General features: G+C 32.1%; 13 protein-coding genes. 4 read left to right on the top strand and 9 right to left on the bottom strand.

Annotated elements, in window-relative coordinates; all coding sequences use genetic code 11:
- Positions 1 to 62: 62 nt before the first annotated feature.
- Entirely contained in the window at positions 63 to 2,558 is a 2,496-nt protein-coding gene (locus WNY78_RS06265) for an FtsX-like permease family protein (RefSeq protein ID WP_342872830.1), read from the bottom strand.
- A 48-nt stretch (positions 2,559 to 2,606) separates the two neighbouring features.
- Positions 2,607 to 3,302 (bottom strand): ABC transporter ATP-binding protein, encoded by a 696-nt coding sequence (locus tag WNY78_RS06260; protein ID WP_342872341.1) that lies wholly within the window; start codon positions 3,300 to 3,302, stop codon positions 2,607 to 2,609.
- 20 nt (positions 3,303 to 3,322) lie between these two features.
- Here WNY78_RS06260 and WNY78_RS06255 point away from each other — a divergent pair, with 20 nt between their 5' ends.
- Positions 3,323 to 4,096: an arylesterase gene (locus tag WNY78_RS06255; RefSeq protein WP_342872340.1), complete on the top strand. Its 774-nt coding sequence runs from the start codon at positions 3,323 to 3,325 to the stop codon at positions 4,094 to 4,096.
- A 32-nt stretch (positions 4,097 to 4,128) separates the two neighbouring features.
- Here the strand turns inward: WNY78_RS06255 and WNY78_RS06250 are convergent, their stop codons facing one another.
- The 3 genes from WNY78_RS06250 to WNY78_RS06240 all read right to left on the bottom strand — a co-directional run bounded on the left by WNY78_RS06250 (position 4,129) and on the right by WNY78_RS06240 (position 7,274).
- The gene (locus WNY78_RS06250; RefSeq protein ID WP_342872339.1) at positions 4,129 to 5,442 is read right to left on the bottom strand and encodes a DEAD/DEAH box helicase; all 1,314 of its coding nucleotides are present in this window, start codon (positions 5,440 to 5,442) and stop codon (positions 4,129 to 4,131) included.
- A gap of 3 nt (positions 5,443 to 5,445) precedes the next feature.
- Complete coding sequence (locus tag WNY78_RS06245; protein WP_342872338.1) at positions 5,446 to 6,786, bottom strand: DEAD/DEAH box helicase; 1,341 nt, start codon at positions 6,784 to 6,786, stop codon at positions 5,446 to 5,448.
- A gap of 230 nt (positions 6,787 to 7,016) precedes the next feature.
- Positions 7,017 to 7,274, bottom strand: a complete 258-nt coding sequence (locus WNY78_RS06240) for a cold shock domain-containing protein (RefSeq protein ID WP_342872337.1) — start codon at positions 7,272 to 7,274, stop codon at positions 7,017 to 7,019.
- 290 nt (positions 7,275 to 7,564) lie between these two features.
- Here WNY78_RS06240 and WNY78_RS06235 point away from each other — a divergent pair, with 290 nt between their 5' ends.
- On the top strand, positions 7,565 to 8,923 hold the full coding sequence (locus tag WNY78_RS06235) for an exonuclease domain-containing protein (protein WP_342872336.1): 1,359 nt from the start codon (positions 7,565 to 7,567) through the stop codon (positions 8,921 to 8,923).
- A gap of 436 nt (positions 8,924 to 9,359) precedes the next feature.
- Here the strand turns inward: WNY78_RS06235 and WNY78_RS06230 are convergent, their stop codons facing one another.
- Complete coding sequence (locus WNY78_RS06230; protein ID WP_342872335.1) at positions 9,360 to 11,123, bottom strand: tetratricopeptide repeat protein; 1,764 nt, start codon at positions 11,121 to 11,123, stop codon at positions 9,360 to 9,362.
- A 167-nt stretch (positions 11,124 to 11,290) separates the two neighbouring features.
- On the opposite strand from WNY78_RS06230, the gene WNY78_RS06225 reads away from it, so the two are divergent.
- Positions 11,291 to 11,860, top strand: a complete 570-nt coding sequence (locus tag WNY78_RS06225) for a Crp/Fnr family transcriptional regulator (RefSeq protein WP_342872334.1) — start codon at positions 11,291 to 11,293, stop codon at positions 11,858 to 11,860.
- 56 nt (positions 11,861 to 11,916) lie between these two features.
- The gene (locus WNY78_RS06220) at positions 11,917 to 12,657 is read left to right on the top strand and encodes an acyl-CoA desaturase (protein ID WP_342872333.1); all 741 of its coding nucleotides are present in this window, start codon (positions 11,917 to 11,919) and stop codon (positions 12,655 to 12,657) included.
- A gap of 155 nt (positions 12,658 to 12,812) precedes the next feature.
- On the opposite strand, the gene WNY78_RS06215 is transcribed toward WNY78_RS06220, so the two are convergent.
- The 3 genes from WNY78_RS06215 to WNY78_RS06205 all read right to left on the bottom strand — a co-directional run bounded on the left by WNY78_RS06215 (position 12,813) and on the right by WNY78_RS06205 (position 14,815).
- Positions 12,813 to 13,412 carry a fasciclin domain-containing protein gene (locus WNY78_RS06215; RefSeq protein WP_342872332.1) on the bottom strand — a complete coding sequence of 200 codons (600 nt, stop codon included), beginning with the start codon at positions 13,410 to 13,412 and terminating at the stop codon, positions 12,813 to 12,815.
- A 221-nt stretch (positions 13,413 to 13,633) separates the two neighbouring features.
- A complete protein-coding gene (locus WNY78_RS06210; protein WP_342872331.1) occupies positions 13,634 to 14,140 on the bottom strand; it encodes a peroxiredoxin-like family protein in 507 nt (168 codons plus the stop codon).
- 45 nt (positions 14,141 to 14,185) lie between these two features.
- Complete coding sequence (locus tag WNY78_RS06205; RefSeq protein ID WP_342872330.1) at positions 14,186 to 14,815, bottom strand: SDR family oxidoreductase; 630 nt, start codon at positions 14,813 to 14,815, stop codon at positions 14,186 to 14,188.
- Between the last annotated feature and the right edge of the window lie 262 nt (positions 14,816 to 15,077).

The following is a 15,077-nucleotide window of genomic DNA, read 5'->3' as shown; positions in this document are numbered from 1 at the left end:
CTAACGGATTTCAATTCTGGCACATTTCAGAAATAAACCCTAAAAAAATATAACTTGAACTCCTAGCCTTCTCGTCTCAAAACCTCCAAAGGAGAACTTCGCAATACCGTTTGGATGTTGCTCAACCCAATGATAACAACCAACAAACTAATGCCTGGCATAAACACCAAAAACGGAATTATTGATGGCACAAAAGGTTCATTAAACATCAATAACGCCAAACACAAACTGCCAACTAAAGCCAATAAAATGCCTACCAAACTACCAAGAACACCTAAAAAGAGATATTCTAAAGCAGATATTTTTAAAATTTGTTTGTTTTGAGCACCAAGCGTTCTTAATAGCACACTTTCCTTAATGCGTTGATATTTACTTGTTCTAACAGAGCCAATCAAAACAATAATTCCTGTGAGGATACTAAAAAATGCCATAAAATTGATAATCCACGATACTTTATCCAAAATATCTTCAACAACAGTATAGACTTGTCGTAAGTCAATCACAGAAACATTAGGAAAATTAGAAACCAGCTCTCGTTGCAATGTTGCCGATTTATCTTCATTTGGAACTGCAGTTGTAATCACATTAAATTGTGGTGCTTGTTCTAAAACACCTTTCGGGAAAAGAATCGTAAAGTTAGGTTTTAATTGTGCCCAATCTACTTTTCTAATGCTACCAACTTTAGTATTCATGAGTACACCTTGCACATTAAATACAATGTCGTCACCAACTTTTACTTTAGCATCAGAAGCTAAATTATCTGACAATGAAATAAGAATTGGAGCATCTGCTTGTATTTCTGGAGTCCATTCACCTTCTATAATCTCTTCAGAAGTGGTAAGCGAATCTCGATAGGTTGCTCTAAATTCATGACTCAAAATCCAACCTCTAACTTGGCGAGTAGAGTCTAAACGTAATGTATTTACCAATTGATCTTTGATGCTATGCATTCGCATGGTTACAATAGGAATATTATCTAGAATAGGTAATTCTAAACTTTGAATGCGCTTCTCTACAGCCTCTTTTTGCTTTGTCTGCACATCTAGAATTATAATGTTGGCAGCATCTACAGTTTCTGCAAGTTCTGTTTTAGACAATAAAATATCCTTGGTAAAATATAAGGTACTTATTAAAAATGTTCCTAAACCAATAGCAACAACTAACACTACAGTTTGATTGTTAGGTCTAAATAAATTCAATAAACTTTGTCGTGCTGCAAAACCAAAACGCTTTGGAAAAAATGTTCTAATACCTTTCATGCTCAACAAAGCAATTCCTGCTAAAATAGCAAAGGTTAAGAGTGTTCCTAATACAAATCCAAGTGCATAAAAAATATTGCCCAATAAGATGCAAGAGAATAAAAGTAAGAATAAGGCAATAGCACTACCAACAATGAGTTGTGCTCTTTTTGAACTTTTTGACGGACTTTCACCAACTCTTAAAACTTCTAATGGAGATACATACCAAGTGTTAATGAGTGGCAATAAAGCAAATAAGACAGACATGAATAATCCTAAAAGCACACCTATTAAAACAGGTAGGAATGAAATGCTAATTTCAACTGTAAAAGGTAAAAATGATTTTAATAAATACGGAAATAACTCTTGTAGCGCAATTCCAAATAAAGAACCTATTAATCCTCCAATAATCCCAATACCAGCAATTTGAATGAGGAAAATCAAGAAACTTTGTCGTCTCGTTGCTCCCATACATTTTAAAACAGCAATCGACTTTAATTTTTCCTTGATATAAATATGCACAGAACTCGCAATCCCAATACAACCTAACAATAAGGCAATAAAAGCAGCTAAATTTAAAAACTTACCTACATTATCATACCGATTTCCTAAACGTTTACTTGTACTTGTATGTGTGTCTAAATCTGCATTTTCGAAATCCAACATTGGATCAATTTTATCTTCAAATGCGTCGAGATCAAAATTATTTGTGGTTTTATAAAAGAACTGATATTCTTTTCTGCTCCCAAATTGTAATAACTCTGTGTCTTCTATAAAACGATTTGGAATCACAATAGGTGGCGCAACAGAACTTGAAATGGCATTACTTCCAGGTATGGATTTTAAAGCACCAACGATTGGCAATGTGAGTTCTCCAATTTTAATAGAATCACCAACTTGAATATTAAATTGCAATAATAAAGTCGCATCTACCAAAGCACCACCTACATCTTGATAATTAGTTGCTGCTGTTTTAGGTTCGGTATTCATTTGTCCATAAAATGGAAAAGCGCCTTCAATACCTCTCACTTTAACCAGTTTTGCACCTCCATTTTTAGGAAACGCAATCATAGACACAAAGTTGACCTCATGAGCATCAGGCTTTAGTGAATCTATAATAGCTTGCGCTCGCTCAGTAGGTTCTTGTCTAGTATCAATGGTATAATCTGCACCCATCAAAACTTTAGATTGACGCTGAATATTATCCTTTAAATTGGTGCTAAACAATTGAATAGACACCACAGCAGCAATCCCTAAAACAATAGAACTCATAAATAATAATAGCCTGACTTTACTTGCTTTGGCATCTCGCCATGCCATTTTAAAGAGCCATTTTGTACTTGGATTCATAATCTATGGAGCTCTAAATTAGTGTACAGATGTACGTTGGTTAGTTAAAATTTGTCCGCCTTTTAAACGTAAGATTTGTTGCGTTCGGTTAGCGAGATCCAAATCGTGGGAAATGATAACCAATGTTGTACCTGCTTCTTTGTTTAGATCAAATAAGAGTTTAATCACTTTTTCTCCAGTATCTTCATCTAAATTACCTGTGGGTTCATCTGCAAATAAAATAGAAGGTTGGTTTGCAAAAGCTCGTGCTAATGCAACACGTTGTTGCTCACCTCCTGAGAGTTGTGACGGATAATGATGCACACGATTTGCTAATCCTACTTTTTCTAAAAGTACCAAACTACGTTCTTTAGCATCTTTTGCACCTTGTAACTCTAAAGGTACACTAACATTTTCTAATGCTGTAAGCGTTGGTAGTAATTGGAAATTTTGGAATATAAACCCAACTTCTTTATTTCGTAATTGTGCACGTTGATCTTCATTTAAAGTACTTAAATCTTGTCCGCACAATACAACGCTACCTGCATTTGGTTCGTCTAAACCAGCACATAAACCAAGTAAAGTTGTTTTTCCGCTTCCTGATGGTCCTACGATTGAAAATGTTTGTCCGCGATCTACATCAAAAGAGATGTCGTGCAAAACCGTTAATTCTTTGTTACCGCTAGAATATGTCTTTTCTAACCCAGTAATCTTTAATATCTTTGGTGTATTCATTCTAATATAATTGACAATGTATGTCTATGGCTCAAAATAATAATTTGATTGCAAAGTTACCCACTTCAGTGGTACATAAATACTTAAAGTTTTGTTATTTTATATTAGGGTTTTTAATGTTTTCCTGCGGAAATGGGGCAACTGAAAAAACAGATACTAAAAATCAAGATTCAGAAGACACCAACACAAAACAGCCAACAGAAGTTGCTACCAACAAAACCAAAACCATTTTATGTTTTGGAGATAGTATTACTGCAGGCTATGGTTTAGACGATACCAATGACGCTTTTCCTGCATTACTTCAGCAAAAAATCGATTCTTTAGGAGCAAATTATACGGTCGTTAATTCTGGATTAAGTGGCGAAACAACAGCAGGTGGTAAAAGTAGAATTGATTGGATTTTAAAACAAGACATCTCTATTTTTATATTAGAACTTGGTGCTAATGATGGATTGCGTGGAGTTCCTTTATCTGAAACGCGTTCTAATCTACAATCCATTATTGATGTTGTAAAGCAAAAAAGTGAAGACACGACAATTATTCTTGCTGGTATGGAATTACCGCCAAATATGGGACAAGATTATACTCAGGAATTCAGAAAAATGTATGCAGATTTGGCGCAACAAAATCAATTAGAGTTTATTCCTTTTATTTTGAAAGACGTTGGTGGTATTCCAGAACTCAACCAAAATGATGGTATTCATCCAACAGTTAAAGGGCATCAAATTGTTGCTAATACGGTTTGGGATGTTTTAGAACCTTTGGTCCTTATCGACTACTATAATTTAAAGTAAGAATATTTCCGAAAAAAAAATAATCCAAATGTTTAAAGAATCGTAATCCTAACTTTCTTCTTTTTTAATCGACTATTATTCAAAGTACCAACCAATTGATCTGCCAGAGCCACAGGAACAGCAACAAACGCACAATCTGGTTTGAGCTCAATGGTACCCAATTGGTCTTTTTTCAATCCACCTTGTTTAAAAAACAAACCAGCGATATCCCCTTTTGAGATTTTATCTTTTCGTCCTCCGGAAATGAACAAGGTTTCCCAATATTGCTTTTTATGAGGCGCTTTGCTCGAAATATCTATTGGATCTTTTGCTTTAATGAAGTTGGGCAATAATTGATCTTTCCATTTCAGAATATAAGACGTCCCTTTTGCATCAACTCTAGCAGTTCTACCATTTCTATGAATGAATTCTTCTTCATGGATTGGTAATTCATAATGAATAATAAATTTCATTTCAGGAATATCAATACCTCTAGCAGCCAAATCTGTAGCGACTAATAATTGACATGTTCTATTTCTGAATTTTATGAGTGCTCGCTCTCTGTCTTTTTGCTCCATGCCTCCAGAAAAACAAGCATGAGCAATATGATTTTTATCTAAAACTGCACTGACCTTATCTATGCTTTCTCTAAAATTACAGAAGATAATTCCAGGTTCATTACCAATATGTTTTACTAACTCCAACAAAGTTGATAGCTTATTTTTATCTGGAGAAAGAACCAATTTAAGAGCTAACCTAGATTCGTCTTTTCCACTTAAATAATCAATTATAAATGGCTTTTCTAATTCAACAAATTTTGGAACGTCAACTGCCTGAGTAGCAGATGTTAAAATGCGTTTATTTAAATTAGGCAAATAATAGAGAATCGCTTTCATTTCTTCCTCAAAACCATTCTCTAAAGACTTATCAAACTCATCTAATATGAGAGTATTAATATGAGCTTTAGAAAAACGGTCATTATCAAAATGATCTAGAATTCTACCTGGAGTTCCTACTAAAATTGCAGGATTATGTTTGAGTTCAATTTTATCTTTAGACATTGGTCTGCCTCCATAAACAGCATTAACTTTATAACCAGAACCCATAGAACGAATGACTTGTTCAATTTGAATGGCTAATTCTCTAGAAGGTACTATAATTAAGGCTTGGATTTCTGAAGATTCAGGATCTAAGAGATCCAATAGTGGTAATGCAAAAGCTAATGTTTTTCCTGTTCCTGTTGGAGATAAGATTATAGTATTTGGACATGTTTCAATTATAGTAACAGCTTCCATTTGCATAGGATTCAAAGCCTCAATATTCAATTTTGATAAAATATCTTGCTGATTTTTTATATCATTCGCCATATCTTATTTCTTTTTAGCTTTTTTAGGTGTTTCCAGTTTTGAATTATCAGTACTGTTTTGTGCCAAATAATTCGCTAGGATTTTATCTACCAATTCCTCTTTTGTTAAATGATGAAAAATGGTTTTAATTTGAGATTTAAAATCTTCGGAAACGTCACGATTAGGCTTCGTTTTAAAAATTTTTCTAGCCCATAACAAACCATTGTTTTCTTCGATGCTTTGAGCATCTGCTTTTTTAAATTCAGTAAACACCAAACCTAATTCGGCTTCAAATTCTGGAATTTCTTCTACTTCCTCTTTCTGAATCACACTTAATGACAAGCCCTTTGCTCCTGCTCTAGCTGTTCGTCCGCTTCTATGAACATAAGCATCATAAGTATCTGGTAAATGATAATTAACTACGTAGGCAACATCTTTGACATCAATCCCACGTGCTGCTAAATCTGTAGCAACTAAAATATCAATATGACCTTCTCTAAATTGTCCCATGATACGGTCACGAATCCCTTGTGATAAACTTCCATGAATTGCACCAGAAGAGAATTTATTGATGGCTAATTTTTTGGCTAGTTTATTGACTGCAGCTTTAGTTTTACAAAATATAATGCCACGTTCTCCTTCTTTAGAATTTAAAAAATGAAGTAATACTTCTAATTTTTCGATAGGTTCTACAACTACATATTGATGCTCAATACCTTGATGACCAAGAGTTGCCATATCTGCTTCCAATTGTATCACATGTTTTGACATGTAATTTTGAACCAGTTGTTTTATAGCTCCAGACATCGTTGCTGTAAACAATAATGTACGTCGCTTTTTTGGGATGCCTTTTATAATCGTATCCACTTCATCTTTTAAAGCGGTAATCATTTCATCAGCTTCATCAAGCACTAAATACTTTAAGCTTTTAATATCAATAGCACCTCGTTCTACCAAATCAACTAAACGTCCAGGTGTTGCTACAACAATATGTGTTGTCGTTTTTAAACGTTCTATTTGTGGTTTTATAGGAATTCCTCCACATACAGATGCTATAGAAATATTAGGACTTTCAGCAGAAAAATCTACTAAATTAGCATAAATCTGTTGTCCTAATTCTCGTGTAGGCGCTAATATAAGTGCTTGTACACTATTGTTTTCTAAATCAACTAATTGTAGTAATGGTAGGCCAAAAGCTACTGTTTTTCCTGTACCGGTTTTTGCCAGAACGACAAGATCTTCAGTTTGGTTTAGAACCACAGGAATTGCCTTTTCTTGAATATCTGTAGGAACAGAAATCTGTAAATTGGATAAACTTTGTTGTAGGTGTTCGTTGATTCCTAAGTTAGAAAAGGATTTTGACATGATATATTTTTAAGCAAAGGTAAGAATACTGTTCGTGAGAAATAACTAAATAGTTGTCATTCCTGCACAAGCAAGAATCTATTTTTATAAGAGGTAGATTCCTGCCTGCGCAGGAATGACATAATAATTAAAAACTTTACTATAAAATAATCTAATAACAATGATTGAACTTGTAGTTTAAAACAAAAAAAACCATCAATTAAGATGGTTCTTTTTGGTATTGAGATGTTCTATTTTTTAATAACCCTTACGTTTGTAGCAATAGGTCCTTTGTCGCTTTGTTCTATATTAAAAGAAACTTTGTTTTTATCTTTAATCTTGTCTATGAGGTTAGATTTATGAACAAAAATCTCTTCGTCAGAATCTCCAAGAGTTATGAATCCGAACCCTTTTCTAAAATTAAAAAATTTCACAGTTCCTTCTTGTGTTCCTTTACTTGAAACAGTGCTTTCACTAGAACCAAATAGTTTTTTTAACCAATTAATCATTATTACTTATATTTTGTGTTTGTACTATCTAGTTACTTTTGTAACGTATTAATGTTGCAAAAATAACAAGTTAATCTCATTTATTTTTCAGCAAAGATAAACGTCTTTTATTGCTATACGAGTAGAATTACAAGAATTACAGTTTTTTGTGTAAAATAATATGGATAAAAACTGTTTTTTTAAAAGATATATTACAAATTTTGCATCAAAATAATTATCTTACTGATTCGAGTAAAATCTGCCAAAACACACAATAACTAGAGCTAATAGCGAGTAACATATTTAGATAAATGATCTACACCATTATTGATGTTGAAACCACAGGACGTGGAAATCGTATGACTGAAATTTCTATTTTTAAATACGATGGAAATCATGTAATTGATGAATTCACAACACTTATCAATCCAGAAAGTGACATTCCCTTTCATATCACTGCATTAACTGGAATTGATAATCAACTAGTTGCAGATGCTCCAGTTTTTGCAGATGTAGCACAAGACATTCTCAATATCACTGAAGATGCCATTTTTGTAGCGCATAATGTGAATTTCGACTTTAATGTCATTGGAGGCGAGTTTAAACGTTTGGGTATCGATTTCCGAAGAAAAAAATTATGCACAGTAAGGCTTTCTAGAAAATTAATTCCAGGATATAAATCCTATAGTCTAGGTAAAATATGTAAGGATTTAAATATTAATTTGGTGGACAGACATAGAGCACGAGGTGATGCAGAAGCCACTGTAATTTTATTTGAATTGTTATTGAAGCAACCTAAAGCTCAAGAAGTATTTAGTAATTTTCTAAATAAAAACTCTAGAGAAGCAACTTTACCACCAAACTTACCAAAAGCCACTTTTGAAGCCTTACCAAATTCACCAGGTATCTATTATTTTAAGGATAAAAAGGGAAAAATCATTTATATAGGTAAAGCAAAAGACATCAAAAAAAGAGTGTTGAGTCATTTTTATAGTAAGACAAAAAAATCGCTTGACATGGTTAGAGAAACTAGAGATATTGATTTTGAATTATCTGGTAGCGAGCTCATTGCTTTATTAATGGAAGATGCTGCAATAAAACATAATTTTCCTGTGTATAATAAAGTGGCAAAAAGAACCATTCAATCCTACTCTATTTTCTCTTATGAGGATAGAAATGGAGTTATTCATCTCGCAATGAATAAAGGTCGCTTAGTACCTAATCCTATCATCACATTTTTTAATGTAAGAGATGTAAGGCTATTTATGGAAAACATATGTTCTCAATATAATCTTTGCCCTAAATATTGTCACTTGCAAGAATCTGTTTGGGAATGTTCACATTATAATATTACAGATTGTAAAGGGATTTGTAGAGATGAAGAGTCTAGCGAAGACTATAATGAAAGAGTACTACAAGCGATTCAGGATGTTTCCGAAGATAAAAAAGAAATCGTTTTAAAAGAAAAAGGCAGAACTACTGATGAAGAAGCTTTTATCATGATTAAAAATGGTGAGTATTTAGGATATGGTTTTATTGACAAACAGGAATCTATAAACCATATTGATGAATTAGATAATTTTCTCATCAAGCAGAAAAATAATCAGGATATTCAAAAGATCTTAAGAACACGACTTTTGAAGGTTAAGTCGTTACAAATAGCTAATTAATGGCTTAGGATTTATTTCAGAAATGAATTCCCAACGAATTCTAATATCCATCTTAAAATAGAAGATAGTGCCATAATTATGTTATATGACACTATCTTCGGCTATTACTAAATTTAATTAGAAGGGATTACTGTAATTGTTATACATTTAGTATGGTTTCCTTTTTTAAGTTTTACTTTATAATTAATGATTACTGCTACTCCTTAAGAATAAGCTATTGTGTATTCACATCATATATAGCATAAACAGAATCAAAAAAGTTTAACATCCTAAAAATGAAATTCAGATGTGATTTTATATTGTAATAAAAGTATTGCAAAACTCAATCAATATGTAATTTTAGAACTAGACAAATAATAGACAAGGCGCAGATATTTAATAGACTACAATTGTGTTTTAGAAATCAATACACTGAATTACAACACTTTACATTGATTTACAAAAACTGAATAAACTCGTCTAAATTATCACCTTCGGCAAGGTTTAATTTTTTTCTAAGACGATAACGACTCGTATTTAAAGATGCCAATGTTATGTTTTGAAGATTTGCAATAGCATGACTATCAATTTTTAATCTAATTAATGAGCATAAACGTATTTCAGTTTTTGTAAGATTAGGGTAATTGGTATGCAAAGCACTATAAAATAAATCACCTAATTTATCTAGTCGGTCATAAAAATTCTCGGTATCCTGATCAAATTTTATTTTGTTTTGTATGTCTTGCTCAAAGTCATCGAGTAATTTTTTACGTTCTCTACCTTTCGTGGTTTTCAACTGTTCTAATTTATCGGCAAGCGCTTTAGCCCATTCTTGATTTTGTGATAAATTTATGGCAAAGTCTGATAAATCTCTTTTTTTAGATTCAATTTCTGCATTGAGTTTTTCATTTTTAAGTGCAGTAAACTCGAGTGATTGTTCAGCCAATTGCTGTTTGTTTTTAGCAATAATAAGGTATTGACGTCTGCGTAGAATAACAGACAATAAAAGAATAATAAATATTGATGAAATTAAAGAGGTAATCCATAATTTAGATCTTTGGCTCTTAATCTTATTTTCTTTGAGATTGTTCTCCACTACAAAATTTTGTTTGACCTGGTCTAAGACAATTTCATTTACAACTGTAAGCCATTTTTGTTCTGAACTCGCTGTTAATGACTTCAAACTATCTTCTAAGGTTTTAACTTCTTTAGAAATTTGATAGGCATCTTTAAACTTATTCTGCTTAAAGTACAATGCTTCTTTTGCTTTTAAAATTTCCAAAAATGAACTAGGTTGTACTTTAGTATTGTGGATTGGGTCATTAATTATAGTTACTAATTCATTAAATATTTTTTCAGCATCATCAACTTGACTTAAAGCGAGACTTGTTGAGACATATTGTGAGCCAGCACTAATTAATCGTGTGATATCCAGAGACTCTAAATCTACATTTATGGTATGTTTATAAAACTCAAAATTATTTTGGTATAATGTGTTGGCTTCATTTAATTTATTTTGTTCTACATAGATATCAGCAATATTATCTCTAATACTCCCTAAAAGATAATGATTTGAAAACTCACTTTGACTCATAATATCAAAGGCTCTATGAAAATGAATTAATGCAGTTTCTAAATCTTTTTTTGTCCAATAAAAAAAAAGGCCATAATTATTTAGTGCAGATGGGAATGAAATAGTATTAAATTGTTGAGCAAATTTTAAATTAAATTTATGTTGAACATCTGCACTGTCTATTTGAGATATTTTGGCATAATTTACAGCTAACATATCATATCCAAAACTTCTCATTTTTAGATAGTCTTTTTTTTCGGCATTTGTTAAATACTGTTCATTTGCATCATAATAGGCAAAGAAATCTTTATACGATTTTATGGATTCTTTAGGCATCCCAATGAGCTTGAACCAATTAGCAGAATGCAGATAAGCATCTAATTTTATAACATGATTATCTTTTATAAATGGAATAAGATCTAATTGCTTAAAATGCTGAGTTAAATAAGTTTTAAGTTGAATTTCTGAAAATGATTCTCTCCTAAACGTTCTCATTTCGTTTTGAGGAAACGATGCTTCAATAGTTTTTTGCACCTCATTAAACTGACTAAGAGCGTCATCACTTGTAAGTTGTGCTTGAGAATAACTATGAATTGAAAATAATAGACTCACAAAAATAAGCAGACTTCGTAATGTCTTTGAATTCATTATGTATATGAATTAATTTAGAGGTAGTTACTCAAATATACAAGAAATTAAATGGTTTTTATAAAAGTGTCGATTAACCGTTTGAGTTTTAGCTCAAATATAAAAGAGCACTTGATTAAGGACACAAATTCCTATCTTTCCACTTTAATTTTATAGAATAATTATAAGTGCAACAAATAAAAGCTCATATAGATCGTATTGCCACTATCTCAAATGCAGATTGGGAGTTTTTTTCATCCAAATTACAACGTCGTGTCATTCCGAAGAAAACCGTTTTTTTAAAACTTAATGACATAGAAAATCATATTTCGTTTATAGAATCTGGTGTGGTACGTTTATTTATTCCGAAGGAAGATTCAGAAAAAGAAATCACTTTCGGATTTAGTTTTAAAGACCAATTTGTTAGTGCTTATGATTCTTTTTTAACACAAACTCCATCTGCATACCAATTGCAAGCATTGACTAACACAACTATTTTGAGTATCACTTACAACGATTTACAAGAGGTTTATAAAACCACTCAAATAGGGAATCTTATTGGGAGATTAACTGCAGAACGTCTCTTTTTATTAAAATCAAGTCGCGAGCAAAACTTACTAAATTTAACTGCAGAAGAACGTTATTTAAAACTTTTTAAAGAGCGTCCAGAACTCCTAAAAGTCATTCCCTTAAAATACATCAGTTCTTATATTGGAGTCACTGCACAAGCATTAAGCAGAATTAGAAAACGTATTTAATTGATTTAGGTTCATTGTTTGGCACGTAACGTGCAAGTATCTTTGTGAAAAAAGTTATGGTTATCGTTATTTTTGTCTTAGTACTTTGGTATGGAGGCTTATTTTTTCAGTCGTTCTTTTTACATCGTTATGCAGCACACCAAGTGTTTACGATGTCTAAAACTATGGAACGCATCACATTTATTCTTACTTGGATATTTCAAGGCTCTAGTTATTTGAGTGCTTATGGCTACGGAATTATGCATCGCATGCACCATGCTTATACAGATACAGAAAAAGATCCGCACTCACCTTCACATGATGCTAATGTATTTGCGATGATGTGGAAAACTAAAACCATCTATCAAGATATCAATACACAACGCATATCAGTAGATGAGCGTTTTACTAAAAATGTTCCGCAATGGAAAACCTTTGATAGTTTCGCTAGCTCTCGTTTTTCACGTTTACTCTGGATGTCACTCTATATTTTATTCTTTGCCTTTTTTGTTACTGCTTGGTGGCAATGGCTACTATTACCTATCACATTTTTAATGGCTCCAATTCATGGTGTTATTATTAATTGGTTTGGTCATATTTATGGCTATGTGAATTATAAAATGAAAAACACGAGTAAAAATCTGTTTCGTTTTGACTTTTTAATGATGGGTGAAGGCTATCATAACAATCATCATAAGCATGCAAGTCGCGCTAATTTTGGCGTAAAATGGTATGAAATTGATGTGACATATGTTATCATAAAAATGTTAGATGCATTTGGAATTATTCAATTAAAACCAATTAAGATCAAGTCTTAAACTTTTCTCTTCGGAAATTTTAAAATTTCAAAATTATCTACAAAATAATTACAAACTCATATTATGAGTGTTACTGCACTAACATCTTGATGTTGTATATAAAATAAAAAAGTCAGCTATATGCTGACTTTTTTGTACAAAGATTTAAGGTGCAATTAGTTTGGCATTACAACGGTATCAATAGCGTGAATCACACCATTTGATGCAACAACATCTGCCATGATTACAGTAGACATACCACCTTTAGCATCAGTTAACATTACTTTATCATCTTTAAGACTTAAAGTAATGGCACCTCCATTTACAGTATCTACTGTAAATTTCCCGTTATTTTTCTTAATGGCATCAACTACTGCTGCTGCTTCAAATTTTCCTGACACAACGTGATACGTTAAAATTCCAGTTAATGTACCTTTATTTTCAGGTTTCAATAATGTTTCAACAGTGCCTTCTGGTAATTTAGAAAACGCATCGTTGGTTGGAGCAAAAACAGTGAATGGTCCTTTTCCATTTAACGTTTCAACTAAATCTGCAGCTTTTACAGCAGCAACTAGTGTAGTGAAATTTTCGTTTCCTGCTGCAACACCTACAATTGTTGGTCTTTCTTTTTCTTCAGACATTGCTACCTCTTTAGAAGCATTGTCATTTACAACTTCTGTCTCTACAGTTTTTTCTTCTGCTTTCTTAGTTTCTCCACATGATGCAAATAATAATACTGCTATTGCAAATACTGAGAATGTTTTTAAAATTTTCATATTTTTTGATTTTAATTGTTAATTAATGTATTCAAAGGTAGAGTATAAATATATTTTGTTTAAACATATTAACAAAACATTAAACAAATTATTCGTTTATGTCAATATTTACTAAAGTAGAGTTATTGAAAAAATTGAAGTCAGACGATTTCCGAAGACATATAAAACAAAAAAAAGCACATCTCATTAGAAATGTGCTCATTATAAAGATTTTTGTTAATCTAAGCTTCTCCTCGAGCAGGATAATTTTTATTAACCACAAAATCAATTGAGTTCAAAATATCTTCAATTGCTGGACGCGCAAAAGGCATGGTCTGAATTGATGAAGCATATAAAGTTTGATCTGGTCTTATGATAAACAAACCAGGCTCAATAAAATGTTTGGGTTCTTTTTTAATTCCTTCCGAAATATAAAGACTCCATGCTCTAGCTTCTTCTATTGGAAAATTATATCCAATTGGCACGTCTGCAATATCCCAATCATCATAAGTTGCTTTTGCTATAGCTTCTGTATCGCTACTTATAGCAATCACATTTACTCCTTTATCAGTAAAATCTTTAATATGTTTTTGAATCGTTTCCAAATACGTTTTACATACAGGACAATGTTTCCCTCTGTAAACTACAAGCATTGTAAAATGCTTTGGATTCTGATCGCTTAATGTCCATTTGGTATCGTTCACTAAATCTATCGTTATATCTGGTGTTTTAGTTCTTGGTTTAATCATATGCTTTTTTAAATTATTTTTTAATTTTTTCGGAAATGTGCTTTTTTAAGACAAGGTATTCATAGCCTCACCAATCAAAGTATCTCCTTTTATAATCTCAAATGTGGTCTTATTTGCTGCATCATCGTGCAATGACCTTACTAAAGTTTGAGCCACATCATCACGAGTAATGTCTCCACGCTCATGTAATGACTTGGCTAATTTGATTTTGCCTTCACCTTTATTATTGGTTAAACTTCCAGGTCTAACAATAGCATAATTGAGATTTGTTGATTTAAGATATTCATCTGCATTATGTTTCGCTTTAAGATACTCTTGAAGTTCTTCAGCTTTTTCAGGTTGGTCTGCTCCCATTGAACTCAACATCACAAATTTTTTGATGTTATTGTTTGCTGATGCCTTAATTAGTTTTTTAGCACCTTCTTGATCTACGGCTTCTAATTTCTTTCCACCAGAACCAGCTGCAAAAATGACCTTGTCAATATTTTTCACGGTACGAGATACATCTTGTTCTAAATCTCCCATGACTGTTTTCACATCATGAGCTAAAAACTTTGCTTGCTGACTCTCATTTCTCACCATTGCAATAGGTTCAAAATATTGTGAAGATTTTAATAAATTAACTATTTTTTGTCCTGTAGTGCCTGTCGCACCTGCTACTAATACGTGTTCCATTTGTTTTTGTTTTCAAGATGCCTCTTATATCACTATACTATTGATTGAAGCCATTAAAATCTTGACTCATTTGAAGTTTTGCTATTTATTTAGTTCTTCGGAAATAGTACAATTAGCATTGTGAAATCAGTAAAACTAATTTCTTTTTTACTTGTGAGATGCTGAAACTAGTTCAGCATGACGTATTATTAAAATTCTTGTGATTTAAAAGTTATCGATTTTACAGTTAGCACATTTCCGAAGAAAAAATATAATATCTCTG

The organism is Psychroserpens sp. AS72, from assembly GCF_038900375.1.
Taxonomy (GTDB): Bacteria; Bacteroidota; Bacteroidia; order Flavobacteriales; family Flavobacteriaceae; genus Psychroserpens.
Note: the sequence above shows the minus strand (reverse complement) of the source record. Positions and strands in the feature narration are given on the sequence as shown.